The sequence below is a fragment of the Mycobacterium sp. SMC-19 genome, assembly GCF_045310815.1.
In the GTDB taxonomy this organism is placed as follows: Bacteria; Actinomycetota; Actinomycetes; order Mycobacteriales; family Mycobacteriaceae; genus Mycobacterium.
Genome location: NZ_JBJIAM010000002.1, coordinates 43,711 through 67,133, shown reverse-complemented (window position 1 = coordinate 67,133; position 23,423 = coordinate 43,711). Strand labels below are relative to the sequence as shown.

The 23,423-nt window shown below is 68.4% G+C and carries 25 protein-coding genes; 11 read left to right on the top strand and 14 right to left on the bottom strand.

Annotated elements, in window-relative coordinates; all coding sequences use genetic code 11:
- The first annotated feature begins 121 nt into the window (after positions 1-121).
- Positions 122-1,099: a proteasome assembly chaperone family protein gene (locus ACJH5R_RS04385; RefSeq protein WP_406759105.1), complete on the top strand. Its 978-nt coding sequence runs from the start codon at positions 122-124 to the stop codon at positions 1,097-1,099.
- A 15-nt stretch (positions 1,100-1,114) separates the two neighbouring features.
- Here ACJH5R_RS04385 and ACJH5R_RS04380 read toward each other — a convergent pair whose 3' ends face one another.
- The 3 genes from ACJH5R_RS04380 to ACJH5R_RS04370 all read right to left on the bottom strand — a co-directional run bounded on the left by ACJH5R_RS04380 (position 1,115) and on the right by ACJH5R_RS04370 (position 2,747).
- Positions 1,115-1,600: a peroxynitrite isomerase gene (locus ACJH5R_RS04380; protein ID WP_406781383.1), complete on the bottom strand. Its 486-nt coding sequence runs from the start codon at positions 1,598-1,600 to the stop codon at positions 1,115-1,117.
- Positions 1,601-1,636: 36 nt separating this feature from the next.
- Complete coding sequence (gene nrdR / locus ACJH5R_RS04375) at positions 1,637-2,101, bottom strand: transcriptional regulator NrdR (RefSeq protein WP_406759107.1); 465 nt, start codon at positions 2,099-2,101, stop codon at positions 1,637-1,639.
- A 145-nt stretch (positions 2,102-2,246) separates the two neighbouring features.
- Positions 2,247-2,747, bottom strand: coding sequence for a LysM peptidoglycan-binding domain-containing protein (locus ACJH5R_RS04370; protein WP_406759108.1), 501 nt, complete (start codon positions 2,745-2,747; stop codon positions 2,247-2,249).
- A gap of 213 nt (positions 2,748-2,960) precedes the next feature.
- Here ACJH5R_RS04370 and lexA point away from each other — a divergent pair, with 213 nt between their 5' ends.
- Together lexA and ACJH5R_RS04360 are read left to right on the top strand one after the other, a co-directional pair.
- A complete protein-coding gene (gene lexA, locus ACJH5R_RS04365) occupies positions 2,961-3,647 on the top strand; it encodes a transcriptional repressor LexA (RefSeq protein WP_406781382.1) in 687 nt (228 codons plus the stop codon).
- A gap of 2 nt (positions 3,648-3,649) precedes the next feature.
- Positions 3,650-4,099 (top strand): nuclear transport factor 2 family protein, encoded by a 450-nt coding sequence (locus ACJH5R_RS04360; RefSeq protein WP_406759110.1) that lies wholly within the window; start codon positions 3,650-3,652, stop codon positions 4,097-4,099.
- On the opposite strand, the gene ACJH5R_RS04355 is transcribed toward ACJH5R_RS04360, so the two are convergent.
- From ACJH5R_RS04355 to ACJH5R_RS04315, 9 genes are all read right to left on the bottom strand, one after another.
- Positions 4,100-6,049, bottom strand: coding sequence for an LGFP repeat-containing protein (locus tag ACJH5R_RS04355; protein ID WP_406759223.1), 1,950 nt, complete (start codon positions 6,047-6,049; stop codon positions 4,100-4,102).
- A 280-nt stretch (positions 6,050-6,329) separates the two neighbouring features.
- Positions 6,330-7,490: an acyl-CoA dehydrogenase family protein gene (locus tag ACJH5R_RS04350; protein WP_406759111.1), complete on the bottom strand. Its 1,161-nt coding sequence runs from the start codon at positions 7,488-7,490 to the stop codon at positions 6,330-6,332.
- A gap of 81 nt (positions 7,491-7,571) precedes the next feature.
- The gene (locus ACJH5R_RS04345) at positions 7,572-8,945 is read right to left on the bottom strand and encodes a DEAD/DEAH box helicase (RefSeq protein WP_406759112.1); all 1,374 of its coding nucleotides are present in this window, start codon (positions 8,943-8,945) and stop codon (positions 7,572-7,574) included.
- Positions 8,946-9,158: 213 nt separating this feature from the next.
- Positions 9,159-10,580: a GTPase HflX gene (hflX, locus tag ACJH5R_RS04340; protein WP_406759113.1), complete on the bottom strand. Its 1,422-nt coding sequence runs from the start codon at positions 10,578-10,580 to the stop codon at positions 9,159-9,161.
- A complete protein-coding gene (gene dapF / locus ACJH5R_RS04335; RefSeq protein WP_406781381.1) occupies positions 10,577-11,455 on the bottom strand; it encodes a diaminopimelate epimerase in 879 nt (292 codons plus the stop codon). The genes hflX and dapF overlap by 4 nt, the downstream gene beginning before the upstream one ends.
- A 4-nt stretch (positions 11,456-11,459) precedes the next feature.
- The gene (gene miaA, locus ACJH5R_RS04330; protein ID WP_406759115.1) at positions 11,460-12,365 is read right to left on the bottom strand and encodes a tRNA (adenosine(37)-N6)-dimethylallyltransferase MiaA; all 906 of its coding nucleotides are present in this window, start codon (positions 12,363-12,365) and stop codon (positions 11,460-11,462) included.
- Positions 12,362-13,030, bottom strand: a complete 669-nt coding sequence (locus ACJH5R_RS04325; RefSeq protein ID WP_406759116.1) for a hypothetical protein — start codon at positions 13,028-13,030, stop codon at positions 12,362-12,364. Before ACJH5R_RS04325 ends, miaA begins: the two co-directional genes overlap by 4 nt.
- A gap of 10 nt (positions 13,031-13,040) precedes the next feature.
- Complete coding sequence (locus ACJH5R_RS04320; RefSeq protein WP_406759117.1) at positions 13,041-13,958, bottom strand: DMT family transporter; 918 nt, start codon at positions 13,956-13,958, stop codon at positions 13,041-13,043.
- 57 nt (positions 13,959-14,015) lie between these two features.
- On the bottom strand, positions 14,016-14,894 hold the full coding sequence (locus tag ACJH5R_RS04315) for a DMT family transporter (protein ID WP_406759118.1): 879 nt from the start codon (positions 14,892-14,894) through the stop codon (positions 14,016-14,018).
- 416 nt (positions 14,895-15,310) lie between these two features.
- Between ACJH5R_RS04315 and ACJH5R_RS04310 the strand changes: the two genes are divergently transcribed.
- The 3 genes from ACJH5R_RS04310 to ACJH5R_RS04300 all read left to right on the top strand — a co-directional run bounded on the left by ACJH5R_RS04310 (position 15,311) and on the right by ACJH5R_RS04300 (position 17,889).
- Positions 15,311-16,642, top strand: coding sequence for a DUF349 domain-containing protein (locus tag ACJH5R_RS04310; RefSeq protein ID WP_406781380.1), 1,332 nt, complete (start codon positions 15,311-15,313; stop codon positions 16,640-16,642).
- 81 nt (positions 16,643-16,723) lie between these two features.
- The gene (locus tag ACJH5R_RS04305; protein ID WP_406759120.1) at positions 16,724-17,179 is read left to right on the top strand and encodes an SRPBCC family protein; all 456 of its coding nucleotides are present in this window, start codon (positions 16,724-16,726) and stop codon (positions 17,177-17,179) included.
- Positions 17,176-17,889 (top strand): phosphodiesterase, encoded by a 714-nt coding sequence (locus ACJH5R_RS04300; RefSeq protein WP_406781379.1) that lies wholly within the window; start codon positions 17,176-17,178, stop codon positions 17,887-17,889. The genes ACJH5R_RS04305 and ACJH5R_RS04300 overlap by 4 nt, the downstream gene beginning before the upstream one ends.
- On the opposite strand, the gene ACJH5R_RS04295 is transcribed toward ACJH5R_RS04300, so the two are convergent.
- Both ACJH5R_RS04295 and miaB read right to left on the bottom strand, forming a co-directional pair.
- Entirely contained in the window at positions 17,855-18,445 is a 591-nt protein-coding gene (locus ACJH5R_RS04295) for a hypothetical protein (RefSeq protein WP_406781378.1), read from the bottom strand. The genes ACJH5R_RS04300 and ACJH5R_RS04295 overlap by 35 nt on opposite strands.
- Positions 18,442-19,884 carry a tRNA (N6-isopentenyl adenosine(37)-C2)-methylthiotransferase MiaB gene (miaB, locus tag ACJH5R_RS04290; protein ID WP_406759224.1) on the bottom strand — a complete coding sequence of 481 codons (1,443 nt, stop codon included), beginning with the start codon at positions 19,882-19,884 and terminating at the stop codon, positions 18,442-18,444. Before miaB ends, ACJH5R_RS04295 begins: the two co-directional genes overlap by 4 nt.
- 116 nt (positions 19,885-20,000) lie before the next feature.
- Between miaB and ACJH5R_RS04285 the strand changes: the two genes are divergently transcribed.
- The 5 genes from ACJH5R_RS04285 (at position 20,001) to ACJH5R_RS04265 (ending at position 23,423) form a co-directional block, all read left to right on the top strand.
- Entirely contained in the window at positions 20,001-20,759 is a 759-nt protein-coding gene (locus ACJH5R_RS04285; protein ID WP_406781377.1) for an amino acid ABC transporter ATP-binding protein, read from the top strand.
- Positions 20,759-21,580, top strand: a complete 822-nt coding sequence (locus ACJH5R_RS04280; RefSeq protein ID WP_406759124.1) for a glutamate ABC transporter substrate-binding protein — start codon at positions 20,759-20,761, stop codon at positions 21,578-21,580. Before ACJH5R_RS04285 ends, ACJH5R_RS04280 begins: the two co-directional genes overlap by 1 nt.
- Positions 21,577-22,254: an amino acid ABC transporter permease gene (locus ACJH5R_RS04275; RefSeq protein WP_406781376.1), complete on the top strand. Its 678-nt coding sequence runs from the start codon at positions 21,577-21,579 to the stop codon at positions 22,252-22,254. The genes ACJH5R_RS04280 and ACJH5R_RS04275 overlap by 4 nt, the downstream gene beginning before the upstream one ends.
- Positions 22,251-23,135 carry an amino acid ABC transporter permease gene (locus tag ACJH5R_RS04270; protein ID WP_406781375.1) on the top strand — a complete coding sequence of 295 codons (885 nt, stop codon included), beginning with the start codon at positions 22,251-22,253 and terminating at the stop codon, positions 23,133-23,135. Before ACJH5R_RS04275 ends, ACJH5R_RS04270 begins: the two co-directional genes overlap by 4 nt.
- Before the next feature lie 63 nt (positions 23,136-23,198).
- Positions 23,199-23,423, top strand: coding sequence for a hypothetical protein (locus tag ACJH5R_RS04265; RefSeq protein ID WP_406759127.1), 225 nt, complete (start codon positions 23,199-23,201; stop codon positions 23,421-23,423).

Sequence of the window (23,423 nt, the reverse complement as noted above, 5' to 3'; positions counted from 1 at the left end):
ATCCCCCGGTGCCCGCGTACGTTGTCCACCACATGCGCGCACGGTTTTCCGGCGTGGCCCCCGGTGGGGGAAAATAGACGGTGCGATCCCTTGCGATCTGCACAATGAGGAGGCGACGGCGATGGCCGACTACCCGGACAACGGTCCCGACCGGGGCTGGCAATACCAGCCCGAGCAGAGCGGCATGTACGAGCTGGAGGTTCCGGCACCCCAGGTGATGTCGGCGGACGGCGAGGGGCCGGTCCTGATCCACGCCCTGGAAGGCTTCTCCGACGCCGGCCATGCGATCCGGCTGGCGGCCAAGCACCTCAAGAGCAAGCTGGACAGTGAATTGGTGGCGTCATTCGCGATCGATGACCTCCTCGACTATCGGTCGCGGCGACCGCTGATGACGTTCAAGTCCGACCACTTCACCCACTACGCCGAGCCCGAGCTGAGCCTGCACGCGTTGCGGGACAGTGCAGGTACCCCGTTTCTGTTGCTGGCGGGCATGGAGCCCGACCTGAAATGGGAGCGGTTCATCACCGCTGTACGACTGCTGGCCGAGCAGCTCGGGGTACGGCGGACCATCGGCTTGGGCACGATCCCGATGGCCGTTCCGCACACCCGGCCGGTGACGCTCACCGCACACTCCAACAACCGTGACCTGATCAGTGAATTCACGCCGTGGATCACCGAGGTTCAGGTTCCCGGCAGCGCGTCCAACCTGCTGGAGTACCGGATGGCGCAGCACGGCCACGAGGTAGTCGGTTTCACCGTGCACGTACCCCATTACGTTGCCCAGACCGACTATCCCGAGGCCGCCGAGGCGCTGCTCAAGCAGGCCGCCCAGACCGGCGCACTGGAGTTGCCGCTCGCCGAGCTTCGCGATTCCGCGGCCGAGATCCGGACCAAGATCGACCAGCAGGTCGAGGCGAGCGCCGAAGTGGCCCAAGTGGTCACAGCGCTGGAACGCCAGTACGACGCCTTCATCACCGCCCAGGAGAATCGCTCGCTGCTCTCCCGCGACGAGGAGCTGCCCAGCGCCGACGAGCTCGGCGCCGAGTTCGAGCGGTTCCTGGCGCAGGAGGCGAAGAAGAACCTCGACGGCGACGACTGAGGTCCGTGCCGCGCGCTACCCGGTTCGACGCAGCGTCGCGGTGAGATGGTTCTGCGCGGGTTGGCCGACCGCACCCATGTCCAGCGTGTAGGACAACTCATCGCCGTCGAGGCGATAGCGGCGGCCTAACACCGTGACTTCTTTGGCCGTCGGTGCCAGTCCGATCGTCGGTGCGGACATCTGCAGTTCCACGCCGTCGCCGGTGACCGTGTAGCTGCCGACCTCGATCTCCGTGATGCCGCTGGGGTGCGCCAGCACCCATTCGATCTGGCCCGGCTGCGGAACCCGCAGGTAGCCGGTTTCGGCATGCAGCGGCATGCCTTCGGTGGGCGACTTCGTCTTCTGCCCGTAGACCAGGAACGGCTTACCGACGTGCGAGAACACCACCTCTTCGAGGTAGTCGAACGGCGCGATCGTGGGATACACCCCGGACCCCCGGCCTGACCAGGTGCCCAACAGCGGGGCCAGCTCCACAAGATTCGGATGCAACTCGGGTGCCATGCCGCCAGCGTAGTGCGCGGCGGGGGCCCGTACGGCTCAACCGGTGCTGGGCATCTCGCGATGTTCGCGCAGGGCCTCGATCTCCCGCTCGAAGTCGGCGGCCGAGGAAAACGACCGGTACACCGAGGCGAATCGAAGATAGGCCACTTCGTCGAGTTCGCGCAGCGGACCCAGGATTGCCAGGCCAACCTCGTGGCTGGGAATCTCCGGCGAACCCGCCGCTCGCACAGCGTCTTCCACCTGCTGAGCCAGCAGGTTCAGCGCGTCGTCATCGACCTGGCGGCCCTGGCAGGCCCGGCGGACCCCGCGCATGACCTTCTCCCGGCTGAACGGCTCGGTGACACCACTGCGTTTAACCACCGCGAGCACCGCGGTTTCCACCGTGGAGAAACGCCGGCCGCATTCCGGACAGGAACGACGGCGGCGGATGGCCTGGCCTTCATCGGCCTCGCGGGAATCCACCACCCGGGAGTCTGGATGGCGACAAAACGGGCAGTGCATTGCCGCTCCTTCGCCGTGCCGGGAACCCGGGTCTTCAGAGAACTGAGACTCCGTGGGCCACTGGGACAACTGCGAGCGTACCTGCGCGGGTTGCCGGCGGCGCCCCGCAGTGGCCGCAAGCGGCGGCCGAACCGACACTGCGACCTCAGCCCAACGGCGCGATCAGCGTCTGACCGGCGTCGAGGGATACCGACTCCAGGCTGTTCAGTTCGCGGATGCGCTCGATGACCTGTCCGGCCGGTGCGTCCGGTGCCACCCGGGCCGCCAGGTGCGCCAAGCTCTCCCCGCTCTGGACGCGCACCACGCCTAGCTGGTCGGGCACGGCGGAGGTACTGCCGGCCGCGGCCGCGCCGAATTGGGCGATGAGCCCGAGCCACACGGTGATCCCGGCGGCGATCAGGGCCAGCACGACGGTGGTCGCCGGGGTGATGGCCTTAACGGGCTGCGGCCGGTGCGGCGCACGTGACATTAGCACTCCGGCACCGCGGTGGCGCAGCGGGGCGCCGCCTGGCCGCTGCCGGGCCAGCCGTGCCGGCTGGGTCCGGATCGGGTATGCGCGACCCGACGTCCGGGGACCGTGATGCGCCCGGGTCCGCTCGTACTCGGCCGGCTCGAACGACGGAGCGATCGTGTCGATGAGCATCATGTCCGGTTCTCCCTCACTCGGCGTCGGCGACCCTGTTCGCTCGACTGTTCGAATACTAATCGATTGTATGTTCGATGTCCGAACATGTGATCGAATCGTTGTCGAAAACATTAGCGAAGGGGTCCGACAACTCGGGGGCCAGTTCGAACGTCCGCGCGACACACCTCGAACACATGTTTGATTAATCGCAGCTATGCGACTAGATTCGCCCCCATGAGTGACAGCAGCAGTAACGCGGCGGGCCCGGACTCAGCGCTGACCGCACGGCAGCGCACCATCCTGAACGTCATCCGCGCTTCGGTGAACGAACGCGGTTACCCGCCGAGCATCCGCGAGATCGGCGACGCGGTCGGGCTGACCTCGACCTCCTCGGTTGCTCACCAGCTGCGCACGCTCGAGCGCAAGGGCTATCTGCGCCGTGACCCCAACCGTCCCCGCGCTGTCGACGTGCGTGGCCAGGAGGACCTGGCCGGCGCCGCCGAGGCCGCGCAGCGCACCGAATTCGCCGGTTCCGATGCACTGCCGGAGCCCACGTTCGTTCCGGTTCTGGGCCGGATCGCCGCCGGCGGGCCGATCCTGGCCGAGGAAGCCGTCGAGGATGTGTTCCCACTCCCCCGCGAGTTGGTCGGTGAAGGGGAACTGTTCCTGCTCAAGGTGGTCGGCGAATCGATGGTGGACGCCGCGATCTGCGACGGCGACTGGGTGGTGGTGCGTCAGCAGAACGTCGCCGACAACGGCGACATCGTGGCCGCGATGATCGATGGCGAAGCCACCGTCAAGACCTTCAAACGCACCGGCGGCCAGGTCTGGCTGATGCCGCATAACCCGATCTTCGACCCCATCCCGGGCAACGACGCGGTGGTGCTGGGCAAGGTCGTGACCGTCATCCGCAAGATCTGACCATGTTCGCGCCGTGCCCACCTTTCGATGAGGAGTCGGCGCGCCACAAGGTGCAGGCCGCCGAGGATGCCTGGAACACCCGGGATCCCGCGCGGGTGGCGCTGGCCTACACCGAGGACTCGGTGTGGCGTAACCGCGACGAGTTCATCACCGGGCGCGCGGAGATCGAGGAATTTCTGCGACGCAAGTGGGCCGCCGAACGCGACTACGCGCTGCGCAAAGAGCTGTGGTGCTATCAGGGCGACCGAATTGCGGTGCGCTATCAGTACGAATGCTGCGACGCGGACGGTCAGTGGTGGCGCAGCTACGGAAACGAGCTCTGGGAGTTCGCCGCGGACGGCCGAATGAGCCGCCGCGAGTCGAGTATCAACGACGTCCCCATCACCGCAGAGCAGCGACGCATCTTCGGGCCGCGCCCGCAGCGCGAAGATGCGTCACTGCCGCTGCAGTGATCAGCCGGCCCTGGTGAAGCCGTTGAGCCGCGCCGCGTCCTCGGTGGCGAACCAGATCTCGGCGAGGGTGTCGTCATACAGCGCGTTCTGCGGGGTGTAGTAGAGCCCCGAACCGATGTTCGCCTTGATCGGGTAGCCGGTCGGCTGCTGATAGGGGTCGTCCAGCGGCAGGTGCATCACCGGATGTACCGATTCGTCCATGCCGAAGGTGCGCGTTTCCGCGGCGCCGCCGAACGTGCGCGTGTCCGCGCCACCACCGAACCCGCGGGGCTCCGCGGCAGAGCCGAATGCGCGCGGGTCCGATCCGGCACCTCCGTGGCCCACGGCGTGCCGCCCGGTACCGAACTCATCCTCGGTCACCACCCGGGTGGGGGCGGTGTCGGTGTCGTCATCGTCGTCGGCTTCCGCCTCGGCCTCGTGCTCGCCGTAGTGCAGCCACGGCGCATCCGGGATCGACGAAACAGGCAGTTCGGGCTCGGACGCATACGGCGAGGCGCCGTACCGACTGGGCAGCCGGACCGTGCCCTCGTTCTCACGGTGGTCTTCGCGCCGGTCGTGGTGGGCCCACTGCTCGTCATCGTCGTCGTAGTCGTCGGCTACCGGGGCCGGCACGGCAACCGGTGCGCCCGGCAGCACAGCGGCCGGCCGCCGCCGCTGCCACCACATCGCGGCCCCGGCGAGTGCGCCCAGCACCGCCAGCACCACAACCGGAATCAGCACCCACATCCAGTTCCAGTGCGACTCGGTGGTTGCGCCATTCGAGGTGGACTTGCTGCCTTCAGGCAGGTTCGCTCCGGGAATCTGCAGGCCCGACAGCGATTGCGCCAGGTCGGCCGGTTCCGTGCTGAACGTATTGCTGGCCTGGTTCCAGGCGATCGACCCGCCGGTGAACTTCTGCGACACCACATCGCCCTCGACGGTCTGGTCCCCCACCGGGGCGCCCAGCTTTCCGGAGGCTCCGTCGAGCTTGTCCCAGGCCTCCTTCATCGCGCTGCGCACCACGAAGGCACCGTTGTCGGGGCTGAAGAAGATCACCGGTTCGTCGTCGGCGGCGAACGAATTGAATCTGCTGCCAGAGATCGCTCCGTCAGCCGTGCTGGTGATCGGGAATCCCAGGTCGCTTCCGGCCGGACCACCCAACGACTCGTACTTGGCCAGCACGTCGCCTACCACCGCATTGGCTCCGGTCACCGGGCTGAAATAGACCTTGCCGTGCGCGAAGTCCTGTCCCACGCCGCCGTTGTCGCCGACGGGGTATTGGTCGCCCTGCTTGGCCCCGAGTGCTCCGGCGGGCCCGCCGGCCGTGCGCCAGGCCTGGTCAATGGCCGCGGTCGGGTCGACCTGGGCCTGCAGATCAGCCAGCTGCGCAGCCAATTCCGGCGGAACCGTGGTGAACGTCCGGGTCGCACTGTCGAAGGACAGCGTGCCGGCGCTGAACTTCTGGGTGACGACGGCGCCGTCGTAGCTCTCGTCCTCGACCGGGACGCCGAGCGCACCGGTGGAGCTGCCCAGCTTGTCCCAGCCGGCGTTGATGGGTCCACGCACCACGTGAGCGCCGTGCTCGGGCGTCCAGAAGATCACCGGGTTGTCGGCGCCGGACAAGATGGCCACCCGACTGTCGGGGACCAAGCCGGGCACTTCGTCGCTGCTGGGGAATCCGAGGCCGTTGTCGGCCGCGCCACCCAGCGCCTCGTACTTGTCCAGGATCGCGCCGTAGATCGCCTTGGCGCCGGTCTCGGGGGTGAAGAAGATGGTGCCACCGGCGAAGTCCTGGGCGAACCCGACACCGGCGGGGTGCACGTCGCCCTTGGGCGCACCCAGCGGCGATCCGTCGCCCCCGGCGGCCTGCCAGGCCGCCGTGATGGCGTCGTGGGCATCGCCGTCGGGCGTCGCCGCAGCGGTCTGCACCGACAAGAGCACGGTGACCGTCGCCGCGAGGCCGAGCGCCATGCGCACCGCCGTCTTGCCGAACCGATCTTTCCGACTAGTCACCAGCCCTCCCAGGCATCATTATCGACGTTATCGACGCAAATGTTTCCGGCATAGACTTTCCCGCAATCGGCCCGAATTTCGAAGCCATGTCATCGATATTGCGGAAACAGATACCCACCCGATGCTGAATTGATGCCAAAGCCGCCGCCGTAAACGGAACGAGGGGCGCTACCAAACATGCTGGTAGCGCCCCTGGCAGCGCCCCGCTGGGCGCCCAAATCGTTCCCGATTGCCTCGGCTAGACGCCGAGGCTGCGGCCGATGATCTCTTTCATGATCTCGGTGGTGCCGCCGTAAATGGTCTGAACACGGGCATCCAGATAAGCCCGCGCAACCGGGTATTCACGCATGTAGCCGTATCCGCCGTGCAGCTGCAGGCAGCGGTCGATCAGGTGCACCTGCTTCTCGGTGGAGTACCACTTAGCCATCGCGGCCTGCTCGACGGTCAGCTTCTTGTCCAGGTGCAGCTTCACGAACTCGTCGACCATCATCCGCACCACGGTGGCCTCGGTGGCCAGCTCGGCCAGCAGGAACCGGCTGTTCTGGAAGCTGCCGATCGGCTTGCCGAACGCCTTGCGCTCCTTGGTGTACTGGATCGTCTGCTCCAGCACCGCCTCCATGGCGCCCGCGGCCATGATCGCGATCGAGATCCGTTCCTGCGGCAGGTTCTGCATCAGGTAGATGAAGCCCTTGCCCTCCTCGCCGAGCAGGTTCTCCACCGGGACGTGCACGTCGGTGAACGACAGCTCTGCGGTGTCCTGGGCGTCCAAACCGATCTTGTCCAGGTGACGGCCGCGCTCGAAGCCCTCCATGCCGCGCTCCACGACCAGCAGGGAGAACCCCTGCGCGCCCTTGTCGGGGTCGGTCTGGGCGACGACGATGACCAGGTCGGAGTGAATGCCGTTGGTGATGAACGTCTTGGAGCCGTTGAGCACATAGTGGTCGCCGTGCTTGACCGCGCGGGTCTTGATGCCCTGCAGGTCACTGCCGGTGCCGGGCTCGGTCATCGCGATCGCGGTGATCAGCTCACCGGTGCAGAACTTCGGCAGCCAGCGCTGCTTCTGCTCCTCGTTGCACAGTTCCAGCAGATACGGCGCGCAGACGTCGTTGTGCAGGCTGAAGCCCAGCCCGCTGTAGCGCCCCGCGGTGACTTCCTCGGTGATGATCGTGTTGTAACGGAAGTCCGGGTTGCCGCCGCCGCCGTACTCCTCGGGCACCGCCATGCCCAAGAATCCCTGTTTGCCGGCTTCGAGCCACACGGAGCGGTCGACGATCTTGGCCTTCTCCCACTCCTCCTGGTAAGGCGCGGCGTGGCGGTCCAGGAAGGCGCGGAACGACTCCCGGAACAGTTCGTGTTCGGCCTCGAACAGGGTTCGCTGGTACTTGATTGCGGCACTCATTGCCTGACCTCCGGTCGACTGATCTTTCCGACGAGAATAGACCAACCGGATGGTTGGGCGACGCGGTGGTGGGTGTCGGCGCTAGCGCGCTACCCCGCCTTGTCGACGCGCTCCGGCACCGCCGCGCTGCCGGCGCCGGCCACCGGCCTGCGAGGTCGGCTGCGCAGCGCCGCTGCCGCCGCCACGACGGCGCCGCGGACGGCCGGACTGGCCCGGTGAGGTCTGGCCCGGTGAGGTCTTGGCGCGGGCCGGCGGGGCGACCTTCGGGGCCACCGGGGCGGGCGCCCGCAACGGCGCCACCTCCCCCACCAACTCGAGCACCGACGCGGAATCGGCCGCCACCTGTTGCGGGGCGACGCTGATCCCCGCGCGGCGCAACAGCACCTGGGTCTCGCGGCGCTGCTCGGGCAGGACCACGGTGACGACGTCTCCGGCGCTGCCGGCGCGTGCGGTACGCCCGGAACGGTGCAGGTAAGCCTTGTGCTCGGCGGGCGGGTCCACGTGGACCACCAATTCGACCTCGTCGACGTGCACGCCGCGGGCGGCGATGTCGGTCGCCACCAGAACCCGAACGTCACCGTCGGCGAACGCCGCGAGATTGCGCTCGCGCGCGGGCTGCGACAGGTTGCCGTGCAGGTCGACCGACGGCACACCGGATTCGGTGAGCTGACGGGCCAGCTTCCGGGCCTGATGCTTGGTCCGCAAGAACAGGATTCGCCGCCCGGTGCCCGACGCCAGCAGCTGCACCAGATCCTTCTTGTCCTGCAGGCCGGCGACGTGGAACACGTGATGGGTCATCGCCGGAGGAGGCGCATCGAGTTCATCGACGGAGTGCGACACCGGATTGCGCAGGAAACGCCGCACCAGCTTGTCGACCCCGTTGTCCAGCGTCGCCGAAAACAGCAGCCGCTGACCGGTTTCGGCGGTGGCGGCCAGAATGCGGGTGACCCCGGGCAGGAAGCCGAGGTCGGCCATGTGGTCGGCTTCATCCAGCACGCAGACCCGTACCGCGTCCAGTGTGATCAGCCGCTGCTTCATCAGGTCTTCGAGCCGGCCCGGGCAGGCCACCACGATGTCGACGCCGGCGTTGAGCGCGCTCACCTGACGGTTCTGCGACACCCCGCCGAAGATGGTGGTCACCTTCAGGCCGCTCGCCGCCGCCAGCGGTTCCAGGGTTGCGGTGATCTGGGTCGCCAGCTCCCGGGTGGGCGCCAGCACCAGGCCACTGGGCCGGGCGCGGTGGCGCTTCTCGCCGGCCAGCCGTGCGACCAGCGGCAGCGAGAAGGCCAGCGTCTTGCCGCTGCCGGTCTTTCCCCGGCCCAGCACATCACGGCCGGCCAGACTGTCCGGCAGGGTTGCGACCTGGATGGGGAAGGGAGCAGCGATACCGCGATCGGCGAGCACACTGACAAGTGCAGCGGGCACGCCGAGTTCGGCGAATGAATTGGTGGTCATGACATGCCTTTCCGGCATCGGCCGTGCGGCAGAGGCGCCACGACGGCGCCCATCTGTCTGCAACACAGGGGTTGGCGAAATTGCCTGTTGGCAATAACTTTCGCCGCGAGAAGAGCTTCACACGCCAGCTGAATCGGCACCAGGGGCCGGACGGCGGTGAGTAAGCGTTCCACGACGCGTGAGCACCAGCCTATCGCACCGGTGCGGCAATGCCTAAAACGCGGCGAATTCCCGCAGACTGGCCGCCAATGCCGCGGGAACCCGCGCGCGGATTCGGGTGCCGCCCTCGCCGTGCTCGGCCAGCTGCACCCGACCGTGTTCATGCACCCTGGCCACCAAATCGCCACGACCGTAAGGGATGACGACATCGACTGCGGTGTCGACCGGCGCCACTGACTGCGCCATCCGTTGGCGCAGCGCGTCGATGCCCTCACCGGTGTGCGCTGAGACGAACACCGCTTCGGGCAAGGCACGTCGCAGCTGGGCCAACGCCAGATCTCCGGCGGCGTCAATCTTGTTGACCACCAACAGTTCCGGAACACGCTGACCACCCGGCCCGGAATCGTGTTCGGCAATGACTTCGGAGATCACCTCGCGCACCGCGCTGATCTGCGCCAGCGGCGCCGGATCGGAGCCGTCGACCACATGCACCAGCAGGTCCGCATCGGCGACCTCCTCCAGGGTGGAACGGAACGCCTCCACCAACTGGGTGGGCAGATGCCGCACGAAACCGACTGTGTCGGTCAACACAAACGGGCGGTCGTCGTCGAATTGCCCACGGCGCGTGGTGGGTTCCAACGTGGCGAACAGCGCATCCTGAACCAGCACTCCGGCGCCGGTCAGGGCATTGAGCAGGCTGGACTTGCCGGCGTTGGTGTAGCCGACGATCGCCACCGAAGGGACGTCACTGTGCCGACGGCGGCTGCGCTGGGTGTCGCGCACCTGCTTCATCGCCTTGATCTCGCGGCGCAACTTGGACATCCGTTCCCGGATCCGCCGCCGATCGGTTTCGATCTTGGTCTCACCGGGACCGCGGGTGCCGACCCCGCCGCCGGCGCCGCCGGCCCGCCCGCCGGCCTGCCGTGACATCGATTCACCCCAGCCGCGCAGCCGCGGCAGCATGTACTGCATCTGCGCCAGCGCCACTTGCGCCTTGCCTTCGGCGCTGGTGGCGTGCTGGGCGAAGATGTCCAAGATCAGCGCGGTGCGGTCGATCACCTTGACCTTGACCGCTTTCTCCAGCGCGTTCAGCTGCGCCGGCGACAGCTCGCCATCGCAGATGACGGTGTCGGCGCCGGTGGCCAGCACCATCTCCCGCAGCTCCTGGGCCTTGCCGGAGCCGATGTAGGTCGACGGGTCGGGCCGATCTCGACGTTGGATCAGGCCCTCGAGCACCTCCGAGCCGGCGGTTTCGGCCAACGCCGCCAGCTCCACCATGCTGGCGTCTGCCTCGGCGGCGGTCCCGTCGGTCCACACGCCGACCAGCACCACCCGCTCCAGGCGCAGTTGGCGGTATTCGACCTCGGAGATGTCGGCGAGTTCGGTGGACAGCCCGGCGACACGACGCAGCGCTGCGCGGTCGTCGAGGTTCAGCTCACCGGTGCTGGGCTGCGGCCTCGAGTCGGGATAGCTCACTGCGCCGCCCACCACCTCGGTGCGATGTCGCCGCGGGCCACCAGTTCCGACGGACCCCGCACGTAGCTGCCGGCGTCGGTGACGGTGACGATGACCTGCCCGCCGGGAATGTCGACCCGCAGCGTGCCGGTCGACGCGCCGCCATGCGCCAGGGCCGCCACGGCGGCGGCCACCGTGCCGGTGCCGCACGAGCGGGTCTCGCCGACACCGCGCTCATGCACCCGCATCGCTACCGCGCCGTCGTGGACAGCGGTCAGGATCTCCACGTTCACCCCGTTCGGGAACTGCGCGGTGTCGAACGACACCGGCGCACCGACATCCAGGGCGGCCAGATCTGCCGCGGACAGGCCCGGATCCACACAAGCCAGATGCGGGTTGCCGACGTCGACGCCCAGGCCCGCGAACCGCCGCCCGCCGACCAGTGCCTCGAATGCCGGTCCGGAGCTCCCCAGCAGGTTCGGCTTGCCCATGTCGACGGTCACCTCGGCGTGCACGTCGTCGGCGTGGTGCACGATCACCGGTCGCGGCCCGGCCAGCGAGCCGACGACGAATTCGTCGGCCGATTCCAGGCCCGCGGCGCGCAGATAGTGCGCGAACACCCGGACACCATTGCCGCACATCTCGGCCACCGAGCCGTCAGCGTTGCGGTAGTCCATGAACCAGTCGCCGGGCCCCACACCTTCGGGCAGCTGGTCGAGCACCCCCGCGTCCGCCGCCGCACCGGCGGTGGTCACCCGCAACAGGCCGTCGGCGCCCAGGCCGCGGCGGCGGTCGCACAGCGCGGCCACCGCGGCAGGGGTCAGATCCAGGGCCACGTCCAGATCCGGCAACAACACGAAGTCGTTCTGGGTGCCGTGGCCCTTGGCGAAAAGCATGTGCTCAGGATACGTGCCGCAGCGCTGCCAGCGCCGCGTCGAGCACGCCGCCGACGGCGGCATCGAGCCATTGAGTGCGGTGGTCGCGGCGGAACCAGGAACGCTGCCGGCGCACATAGCGCCGGGTTCCGATGAACGTCGGTTCCCGCGCGCCCGCACCGTCGCCCCCGGCATCGAGATCAGCGATCACTTGGGCGTAGCCCAGCGCTCGGGCGGCGGTGACACCGTCCCGCAACCCGGACTCCAGCAGCCGCTGGACTTCGGTGACCAGCCCCTGGGCGAACATCGTGTCGGTGCGGGCAGCCAGTCGCTCATCGAGAATGACTGTGTCGCAGTCCAATCCGAGGATCACGGTATCCCAGCGCGCCGCTCCGATGGTCGGCGCGGAGGCGGCGAACGGCGCTCCGGTCAGTTCCACCACCTCCAGCGCCCGCACGATCCGCCTGCCGTCGGTGGGCAGGATCGCCGCGGCGGCAGCAGGGTCGGCGTCGGCCAGCTCGGCATGCATGGCGGCAACCCCGACCTCGGCCAACCGCTGCTCGTAGCGGGCCCGCACCACCGGATCGGTGGCCGGAAACGACCAGTCGTCGAGCAGGGCCTGCAGGTAGAGCATCGACCCGCCGACGATGATCGGTACCGCGCCACGATCCATGATCGCCTCGACGTCGGCCGCCGCGGCCTGTTGATAGCGGGCCACCGTCGCGGTCTGCACGACGTCGAGCACGTCAAGTTGATGATGCGGAATGCCACCACGCTCCCCCGGCGGCAGTTTTGCGGTGCCGATGTCCATGCCGCGGTAGAGCTGCATGGCATCGGCGTTCACGATCTCGCCGCCCAACCGCGCGGCCAGGTCCAGCGCCAGTTGCGATTTGCCCGTGCCGGTAGGCCCGACGACCGCGATCGGCCTCACGGCTGCCAGACCCCCACGAAATAGCCGACCCCATACGGGGCGTCGCGGTAGAGCTGTGTGACGCCGTGCGGTGCGGTCCCGACCAGCCCCGCCAGGGCCGCGAAACCCGCCCGGCCGACGACCTGCGGGCCCAGCCCGGTCAGTGCTGCGACGTCGCCGCGCGCCAGCGCATCGTCCAGGGCGCGCTGGCACTCGACGTCTGCCGGCTGGTATCCCCCCGGCGCCGCCGGTGTCACGGTGTTGGCTCCGTCGGCAAGCACCAGCACGCCGGTGCGCTCACCGGCGTCATCGATCTCGGCGCGTATCCGGCGGCCGGCCTTCAGCGCCGCGCCCGGATCGGCGCAGGAATGCACCACCACCTCGGCGTCCGGTGACACCTGCCCGCGTACCCACCCGGCGATCAACGCGCACAACGGCAGATCAACGGATTGCTGGGCGCCCGGTGACAGTCTCACCGCGACGTCGGCGCCGAATCCGGCGAAACTGCCGGCGCCCTCGGGCCCGTACACCGCATCGGGTCCGGCACCCAGAGCCACCCAGCGCGCCGGCAGCGCCTGGGCAGCGGCCAGCGCTGCGGCCCGCAACTCGGCGGCTTCGGCGGCGGTGCCGGCCAGCTCGGGCACCAGCACCGGCGCCGACGGCATGATCGCGATCGGTCCCAGCACGGCACCCAAGCTAGCCGGTGGTCGGCGCTGCCACCGGCTCGGCCAGGTCGGCGCCGGCATCAGCGACGATGGTGGCGGCCTCACCCCGGGCCAGCGCCGCCGTGGCGATCACGATCAGCACCACCCCGATGATCACCGCGACGTCCTCTGTCCCACCGGCCTGAATGGTCTCATTGAGCAGCAGTACGCCCAGCGCACTGGCCACCAGCGGTTTGGCCACGGTCATCGTCGGCATGGACGCCGTCAGCGCACCGGCACGAAACGCCGACTGCTGGAAGATCATCCCGGCCAGCGTCGCCACCAGCCAGGGCAGCAATGCGGGCGCCCGCAGCACCGCGGCGAAGCCGTCGGCTTTGAGCACCTCCACGAGAACCTTCGTCAGCAAGGCGAACACCGCCAGCGAGGTACCGGCCACCACAGCCAGCAGCACTGCCGCCGCCGGCTTGCCCTTGTAGATCCGGGCGGCCAGGACACAACCCACCAGCCCCGCCGCCAGCACCACCGACACGATGATCCAGGTAGCCGCTGGCGCGTGTTGCTTGCCCTCGGTCGGATCCCCCACGATCACGACCACTGCCAGCGCCGCGGCCAGCAGGATGGCCCACATCCACTCCCAGTTGGTCACCCGGCGATGGGTCAGCCAGGCATACATCGGCAACGCGAACAGCAGCGCGGTCACCTGCAAACCGGTCACCAGCATCACCGAGCCGACCGCCAGCGCCACCGCCTGCAGGGCGTAGTTGGCCACCGCCGCTGCACCGCCGCCCCACCACCGCGGGTCGCGCAGTGACAGCCAGAACAGCTCCAGATGGCCCACCTGCTGGTCGGTGATCTCCTGCGCCGACCGCTGCCGGATCACGTCGCCGATCGCGGACGCCAAGGCGGCGCACAACGCGAGCAACGCCGCTAGGAAATTCCCTGTCGACATGACCCCCTCCTCAGACGGGAAACGATACCCGCTGTTCACCTTCCCGCTGGATAAGCGCTACGCCACCGCGACGGCCGGCTCGCCGGCGGTGGCCGCCTGATCACGCGAGAGCGCCGCGACCGCGGCGACCAGCGTGGCCACTGCCAGGACCAGGGTGAACACGGCATCGCGGTCGGGCTTGAGCACCTCGCCGAGCAAGACCATGCCCAGCGTCGCGGCCACCATCGGTTCCAGCACCGTGATCGTCGGCAGCGAGGCCGTCAGGGCGCCGGCCCGAAACGACGACTGCTGGTACACCGCGCCGGCCAGCGCGACGGCACACCATGCGTAGAGCTCCGGTGCGGCGAACAAGGCTCGCGGTCCGTGGCCGATCAGGTCGACCACTCCCTTGGTCAGCACCGCGAAGATTCCCCACGAAATGGCCGACACCGCAGCGAGCAGCACGGCCGCCGCCCGCCCGGCGTATGCCCGCGCCCCGATCAGACACAGCAACACCGTCGGCGCCAGCACGGCGACCACCCAGACCCAGGCCTCCAGCGAGGCCCGCGCCTGCCCGGCGGTGGGATGACCGACGGTGATGATGATGGACTCGGCCGCGACCAGCAGCGCAGACCATAGCCAGACCGAACGCCCCAGCCGATGACCGGATTGGCGGGCACTCAGTGGCAGCGCGAACAACAGTGACGTGACCAGCACTGACTCCACCAGCAGCACCGACCCAAGGCCCAGGGCCACCGCCTGCAGGCTCAAACCCGCCAGACCCGACAGACTGCCCACCCACCACTTCCGGTCGGTCAGCAGCCGAGCGAACAGCGCGGCGGGCCCGATCCCCGGGTCTGCGACCCGGTGGGCACTGCGCTGCTGAATCACGTCGCTGATCGCGCTGAACAGCGCCGCACCGAGTGCAAACAGCACGGCGATGGTCTCTTTCGCCATTGCCGGCCTCCTACCAATCTGCGGGTGCCGCGGGTAACACCGGCGGCGATCGGACAGGCTACCGCCCGGTTCATCCGGCGGCCCCAGCCTCGCCTCTCCTGCGTCGAGCCTCGCTGAACCGCCCCGTCATACGGCGGCCCCAGCTTCCCCTCTCCTGCGTCGAGCCTCGCTGAACCGCCCCGTCATACGGCGGCCCCAGCTTCGCCTCTCCTGCGTCGAGCCTCGCTGAACCGCCCCGTCATACGGCGGTCCCAGCTTCGCCTCTCCTGCGTCGAGCCTCGCTGAACCGCCGAGTTGGCGGCGCGGTGCGGCCGGTAACTGCTTGAATACTCTGGAATGCTGCTAGGCAGATCGAAGGCGCCGCGGTGCGCGGCAGACGCGCGGGCTATCCCGCGAAGGGTTAGGTGACGACAGCGATGACCACTGACAGCGGTTCGTCCGCCCCCACCCCCCGGCCGGGTCCCCGTCCGGGGCCTCGCCCGGGACCCAAGCCGGGTGCCCGGCCCGCCCCGGCCGTTATCGGGCCGCCCACCGTTGACCCGCACCGGTTCGGGCGGGTCGACGACGACGGCACCGTGTGGCTGGTCACCTCGGCCGGTGAGCGACAGATCGGCTCCTGGCAGGCCGGCGACCGGGAGGCCGCGTTCGCCCACTTCGGCCGGCGGTACGACGACCTGAGCACCGAAGTGACCCTGCTCGAGGAGCGGTTGTCATCCGGCAGCGGCGACGCCCGCAAGATCAAGGCATCCGCGGCGGCACTGGCCGAGCAGTTGCCGACGGCCAGCGTCCTGGGTGACGTGGAGGCGTTGGCAGCCCGGATCGCGGCGGTCAGCGAGCACGCCGCCACCGTCGCCGCAGCCGGCCGTGCGCAACGCGATGAGCAGCGAGCGGCGGCAACCGCACGCAAGGAGGCGCTGGCCGCCGAAGCCGAGGAGTTGGCCGCGAACTCGACGCAGTGGAAGAGCACCGGCGATCGGCTGCGCGCCATTCTCGACGAATGGCGCACGATCACCGGTCTGGACCGCAAAGTCGATGACGCGCTGTGGAAGCGCTACGCCGCGGCACGCGACGGCTTCAACCGGCGGCGCGGTTCGCACTTCGCCGACCTCGACCGGGGCCGGGCGGGGGCGCGGGAGGAGAAGGAACGGCTGTGCAAGCGAGCTGAGGAACTGTCCGGTTCCACCGACTGGGCGGGCACCAGCGCCACATTCCGGCAGTTGCTCGCCACCTGGAAGACGACCGGGCGGGCCTCCAAGGACGTCGACGAGGCGCTGTGGCAGCGGTTCAAGGCCGCCCAGGACACGTTCTTCTCCGCCCGCAATGCCGCCAACGCCGAACGTGACGCCGAGCTGGAGGCCAATGCCACGGCCAAGGAGGCCCTGCTGGTCGAAGCGGAGCGGATCGATCCGACCAACCAGAACGCCGCGCGCGCCGCGCTCCGCTCGATCGTCACCAAGTGGGATGCCCTCGGCAAGGCGCCCAGAGAGCGTTCCGCCGAGTTGGAGCGGCGCCTGCGGGCGGTGGAGAAGAAGGTGCGTGATGCCGGGGCTGCCGCCGAGGCAGCGGTGGTGGACCCCGAAGCCGAAGCCCGGGCCGCCCAGTTCCGCACCCGCGCAGAGCAATTCGAACGCCAAGCGCTCAAAGCCCAAGCCGCGGGCCGCGACAAGGAGGCCGCCGAGGCCAGCGCCAACGCCGACCAGTGGCGGCAATGGGCCCAAGCCGCAGAACAGGCGCTCAACCGGCGCTGACGACCGGCCGATGTTTGAGCATCGGCACCGTCGGGCTACCACCTCTAGTGAGGGCAACAACCAACTCACTGGAGGTGACACATGAGCAATATCACCGCAGCACTCGACGTCAAGCGCCCGATCCGGACGGTCTACAACCAATGGACCCAGTTCGAGTCGTTCCCGAAGTTCATGGAAGGTGTCGAACAGGTACAGCAACGCGATGCCACCCACCTGCATTGGAAGATCAAGGTGGGCCCGGCGTCGCGGGAGTTCGACGCGACCATCACCGAGCAACACCCCGAAGAGCGGGTCGCGTGGCGTTCCGACGCCGGCCCGAGCCACGGCGGCGTGGTCACGTTCCACAAGATCGACGACGACACCACCCGGGTGACCACGCAGATGGATATCGACCCCGACGGTGTTCTGGAAAACGTGGCCGACAAGCTGAACATCCTCGATCACCGTGTCCATGCGGATCTCAAGCGATTCAAGGACTTCATCGAGAACCAGCCCGGCGAAACCGGCGCCTGGCGCGGAGACGTACCGCGACGATGATCGACCCCGCCGGCTGGGTGTTTCGCTGGGGAGCCGCGCTGCGGCATCGCCGGTTCTTCCACCCCGACGGTGTGCTGACGACCGGGTTTCTGCAGCGAGACGCACCGGCAGGCGACGGTCTGCCGGTGCCGTCAGCCACCGTCAACGCTCGCATCTCCAAGGCGACCGGCACACCTGGCCCCCTGCCCGACGCCGTCGGACTGGCGCTTCGGATACCGGCGCCACAGCACGATCACCCTTGCTGGGACATCTTGCTGGTCTCGGCGGGTTCGGGCGTGTTCGGCCGGACACTGGGCGTGCACCCGGTGGCGTCCTGGTCAGGCCTGACGTTGACCACGCTCATGCCGCTGCACTACCGAGAGCAGGCGTGGTGGCTGCGAGCTCGACTGACGACGCCGGTCGAGGGTTTCGGAGTGGCGCTGAGCAGCATTCGCAAGCAGCTCGCCACCAACCAGATCGGCTTCGAACTCGATCAGGCCCGTGGCACAGGAGAATTCCGCCCGCTGGCCCACCTGGTACTCAACGACCTCGATGAGGCCGACGGAACGGGCCACGACGTCTCGTTCGACCCGACCGTGAACAGCGCAGCGGGAGTTGAACTGCGTCCGCGCTGGCTCGCCGACCTGCGCGCCCGCGCCTACCGTGGAAGCCGCGAAGGCAGGGCGGCGCCCGGGGCTACTCGTCCGGCGGCGGATCCTCGGGACGATTGAGATCGTCCAACAGGTTCCGCGACTGCAGTTGCGCGGTGCTCTGCCGGCGCTCTGCCTCAGCGGCGAGTTGCAGCGCGGTGCGTGACCACACCACGCGGGCCCAGTGAAACGTCAGCACGATCAGCGTGATCCAGGCCAGGACCAGTCCGACGCCCGGGCCGGGGTGACCTTGTACCGCCGTCTGCCGCGACCACACGGCCAGCAGTCCGACGGCGCTGGCCACCGCCGAGCCCGCCAGTGCCACCCAGGCCACCGTCCAGCGCCGGGTCAGCAAGGCCAGCAGCGAGAATCCCACCCCGAACACCAGCGCCAACCACATGAACAGCTGTGACGGCAACGTCACCAGAGCTTCGTCGGTGCCCTCGCCGGGGAACAGGACGTCCCAGCCGCGAACGGAGCCGGTGTGCGGCAACAGGAACGACCCCAGCAATACGAATACGCAGATCGCGACGACCAGACCCCTGCCGCCGGGGTCGATCTCGCCGGCGACGCGCCGCTCGGCGGCTTCGATATCGGCGCGGTAGGCCTCGAAGTTGTTGTCCCCACTGCCGCTCATCGCGCCACCACCCCCGGCATCTTGGGCATGCCCAGTCCGACACCGGGCGCCGGTTCGGCATGGCTGTCACCGGCCCGGGTACGCCGGTGGCTCAACAAAGCCCCGTCGGCCAACAAGTGGTGCGGTGCCGCGCCGGTCACCGTCGTGGTCACCACATCGCCGGGACGGACCTGCGCGGTCCCCGGCGCGAAGTGCACCAGCCGGCCGTCGCGCGCTCGTCCGCTCATCCGCGCCGTCTGGGCGTCCTTGCGCCCCTCACCGACTGCCACCAGCAGTTCGACGGTGCGCCCGATCTGGGCCTTGTTCTCGTCCCACGAGATCTGTTCCTGCAGCTCGATCAGCCGGTCGTAGCGTTGCTGGACAACCTCTTTGGGCAACTGGTCGGGAAGCTCAGCGGCCGGCGTTCCGGGCCGCTTGGAGTACTGGAAGGTGAACGCGGCCGAGAACCGCGCGGCGGCCACCACCTCCAGGGTCTCGTCGAAGTCCTGCTCGGTCTCACCGGGGAACCCGACGATCAGGTCGGTGGTGATGGCCGCGTCCGGGATGGCGGCCCGGACCCGGTCGAGGATGCCCAGATAGCGCTCGGCCCGGTAGGAGCGGCGCATCGCCCGCAGAACCCTGTCCGAGCCGGACTGCAGCGGCATGTGCAACGTGGGACAGACGTTCGGGGTCTGCGCCATCGCTTCGATCACGTCGTCGGTGAACTCCGCAGGATGCGGAGAGGTGAAGCGGACCCGCTCGAGTCCCTCGATGTCCCCGCAGGCCCGCAACAGCGAGGCGAACGCCCCGCGGTCGCGCGGCAGTTCCGGGTCGGCGAACGAGACGCCGTAGGCGTTGACGTTCTGACCCAACAGGGTCACCTCGAGAACGCCTTCGGCGGCCAGCGCCCGCACCTCGGCGAGGATGTCGTCGGGGCTGCGGTCCACTTCACGGCCACGCAACGACGGCACGATGCAGAAGGTGCAGCTGTTGTTACAGCCGACCGAGATGGAGACCCAGGCCGAGTAGGCCGAGTCCCGCGCGGCTGGCAGCGACGACGGGAACTCGCGCAGCGATTCGACGATCTCCACCTGGGCGCTCCGGTTGTGCCGGGCGCGCTCCAACAACGCCGGCAAGGACCCCAGGTTGTGGGTGCCGAAGACGACGTCCACCCACGGCGCGCGAGTCAGCACGCTGTCCTTGTCTTTTTGCGCCAGGCAGCCGCCGACGGCGATCTGCATGTCGGGGTTGCTGCGCTTGTTGGGTGCCAGGTGGCTCAGATTGCCGTAGAGCTTGTTGTCGGCGTTCTCCCGCACCGCGCACGTGTTGAACACCACCAGGTCGGCGTCGGCGTCGTCGGGGGCTCGGCGGTAACCGGCCTGCTCGAGCATGCCGGCAATGCGTTCGGAGTCGTGAACATTCATCTGACAGCCGTAGGTACGCACCTCGTAGGTGCGCATCTGTTCGGAAATCACCGGCAAACTCACCCGGACTATGGTACGGCGGCTGTGTCGATCGGAGTGACCAGGCCGATAGCGGCGCCCGCACGGTGGCTTCCTGGGTAGGGTCAGATCCCATGACCAGCGGCGGGCCGGATCTGGTGCCGATGATCGCGATCCACGACGTCAACAAGTTCTTCGGCGGCCTGCATGTGCTCAAAGACATCAACCTCGAGGTCGCTCGCGGCGAGGTGGTGGCGATCCTGGGCCCGTCGGGCTCGGGCAAGTCCACGCTGTGCCGCACCATCAACCGGCTCGAAGTGATCGACTCCGGCACCATATCCCTCGACGGACAGCCGCTGCCGGCCGAAGGTGCGGCGCTGGCCCGGCTCCGGGCCCAGGTCGGCATGGTGTTCCAGTCGTTCAACCTGTTTCCGCACAAGACCATCCTGGACAACGTCACACTGGCACCGATGAAGGTGCACAAGATGCCCCGGGCGCAGGCGCAGCGCCAGGCGGTGGCACTGCTGGAGCGGGTCGGGGTGGCCGATCAGGCCCACAAACATCCCGCACAGCTCTCCGGCGGACAGCAGCAGCGAGTGGCGATCGCGCGTTCGCTGGCGATGAACCCGAAAGTGATGCTGTTCGACGAGCCGACCAGTGCCCTGGACCCGGAGATGATCAGTGAAGTGCTCGATGTGATGTCCACGCTGGCCGACGACGGGATGACCATGGTGGTGGTCACCCACGAGATGGGCTTCGCCCGCCGCGCAGCCGACCGGGTGGTGTTCATGGCCGACGGCGCCATCGTCGAGGAGGCCGCTCCCGCAGAGTTCTTTGCTGCCCCGAAATCCGCACGGGCCCAAGACTTTCTCGCCAAGGTCCTCGACCACTGATGCTGACGGTGCGAGCCCTGGCAGCGCTGGCGCGAGCCTGTGCCGTCCTGACGATGGTGGCCGCACTGACTGCGCCCTGCGGGGGGTGCACCGCTCATGACAGCGGCAAGATCACCGTCGGCGTCAAGTTCGACCAGCCCGGGTTGAGCGTCAAGAAACCCGACGGCACGCTCGGCGGATTCGATGTCGACGTGGCCCGCTACGTCGCGGCCCGGCTGGGGTACCCGCCGGACCGCATCGCCTGGATCGAGGCCCCATCCGGGCAGCGCGAGATGTTGCTGCGCAACGGCCAGGTCGACTACCTGGTGGCCACCTATTCGATTACCGATTCGCGGCGCCAGAAGGTCGACTTCGCCGGCCCCTACCTGCTCACCGGGCAGTCACTGTTGGTGCGCGCCGACAACACCGACATCACCGGTACCGCATCGCTGCAGCGACACAAGAAGCTGTGTTCGGTGTCGGGCTCGACGCCCGCGCAACGGATCAAGGACCGCTATCCGGGCGTACAGCTGCAGCGCTACGACACCTACTCGGCGTGCGTGGAGGCCCTGCGCAACGGTGCGATCGACGCGGTGACCACCGATGACGTGATCCTGGCCGGCTATTCCGCCCAGAGCCCCGGGGCCTTCAAGCTGGTCGGCGAACGATTTTCAGAAGAGCTCTACGGGATAGGCGTGCAAAAGGGCAACGAAGGGTTGCGGCAGCGGATCAACGACGCCCTCGCCGAGATGGAACGCGACGGTTCCTGGCGGGCGGCGTTCGTGGACAACTTCGGCCCCGCCGGGTTCGCAGTGCCCGAGCCGCCGCCGATCGAACGATGATGTTCGCCCAGTATCGGGGCCAGATCCTCCAATCCTTCACCGTCACCGTCGAGTTGGCGGTGTTGTCCGGCACGCTGGCGCTGATCCTGGGCACCGGATTGGCTGCGATGCGGCTGGCTCCGGTACCGGTGCTGCGGTGGCTCGGCGGCGGCTACGTCCATCTGGTGCGCAATACCCCGCTGACTCTGCTGTTGCTGCTGTGCTCGTTCGGCCTGGCCCAGACGCTGGGGGTCTCGCTGACCGATCCGCAGTCGCCGACGTCGATCGACGACAGCAACTTTCGCCTGGCGGTGCTGGGCTTAGGTGTGTACACGGCATCGTTCGTGTGTGAGGCGGTGCGCTCCGGGGTCAACACGGTGGGGATCGGGCAGGCCGAGGCCGCTCGTTCGCTGGGATTGAGCTTCACCCAGAATCTTCGGATCATCTTGCTCCCCCAGGCTTTTCGGGCCGTGATCATCCCGCTGGGCTCGGTGCTGATCGCGCTGACGAAGAACACCACCCTGGCCTCTGCTATCGGGGTCGCCGAAGCGGCGCTGCTGATGAAGTCGATGACCGAGAACACCGCGGCGCTGCTCGGGGTGGGCGCGGTGTTCGCCGCAGGCTTCGTCGTGCTCACCCTGCCGCTGGGCCTGTTGTTCGGCTATCTGGACCGGCGCTGGGCGGTGTCGCGATGAGGCCGGCGCCCCGCGCGACGGTGCTGTTCGACACCCCGGGACCCCGGGCCCGCGTCCGCTACCGGGCATTGTCGCTGGTGACGGTGCTGGCTGCGGGGCTGCTCGGCTGGCTGGTGTACTCGCGGTTGTCGGCCAAAGGGCAGCTGACCGCGGAGAAGTGGGCGCCGTTTCTGACTGCGGATCTGTGGCGGACCTACGTGCTGCCCGGGGTAGCCGGGACGCTGACCGCGGCGGCCTGGTCCATTGGGCTCGCGCTGATCCTGGGGGTCGGGCTCGGGGTCGGCCGGCTGTCGCAGATCCGGCCGATTCGCTTCAGTTGCGCGGTGGCCGTGGAGTTCTTCCGGGCGATTCCGGTGCTGATCATGATGATCTTCGCCTACTTCGTCTATGGGCTGCTCAACGCGTTTCCACCGCAACAGATCGCGCTGGCCGGGGTGGTGACCGGGCTGACCCTCTACAACGGCGCCGTCATCGCCGAGATCGTGCGGGCGGGGGTGAAGGCCCTGCCCGGCGGACAGTCGGAGGCGGCCGCCGCGTTGGGCCTGGGCTGGGGCGCCTCGATGCGGCTGGTCCTGCTGCCGCAGGCCGTCACTGCGATGCTGCCGGTGCTGGTGTCACAACTGGTGGTGGTGCTCAAGGACACCGCGATCGGCTACCAGATCACGTTCGTGGAGATGGTGCGCCAAGGCACCGTCGTGGGCTCCCAGTACAGCAACTACCTGCCCGCACTGCTGGTGATCGCGGCGCTGATGATCACCGGAAATATGGTGCTCTCGGCCGGTGCCATCGGGCTGGAGCGGCGGCTGCGCCGGGCCCGCCAGTCCCCCTTGGGCGCAGCCACAATTGAGCCGGAGGGCACCCCGGGTGCCCGGGTCGTTTAGGGACTGCGCGCACGGTGTCCGCCGTCTAGAGTCGGACTCGACAGCTAACGACAGGAGACTCGGATGGCCATCACCCCCAAGGACGCATTCAACGCTGCGCGCGACATCGCCGCGCACGCCGTCGAGAAGGCCTCGGACATCGTCGAGGACGCCGGCGACATCATTCGCGGGGACATCTCCGGCGGCGTCAGCGCGATCGTCCAGGACTCTATGGAGATCGCCACTCACGCCGTCGAACGGACCAAGGAAGTCTTCACCAGCACGGACGAGGTCGAGGAAGACGCCTAG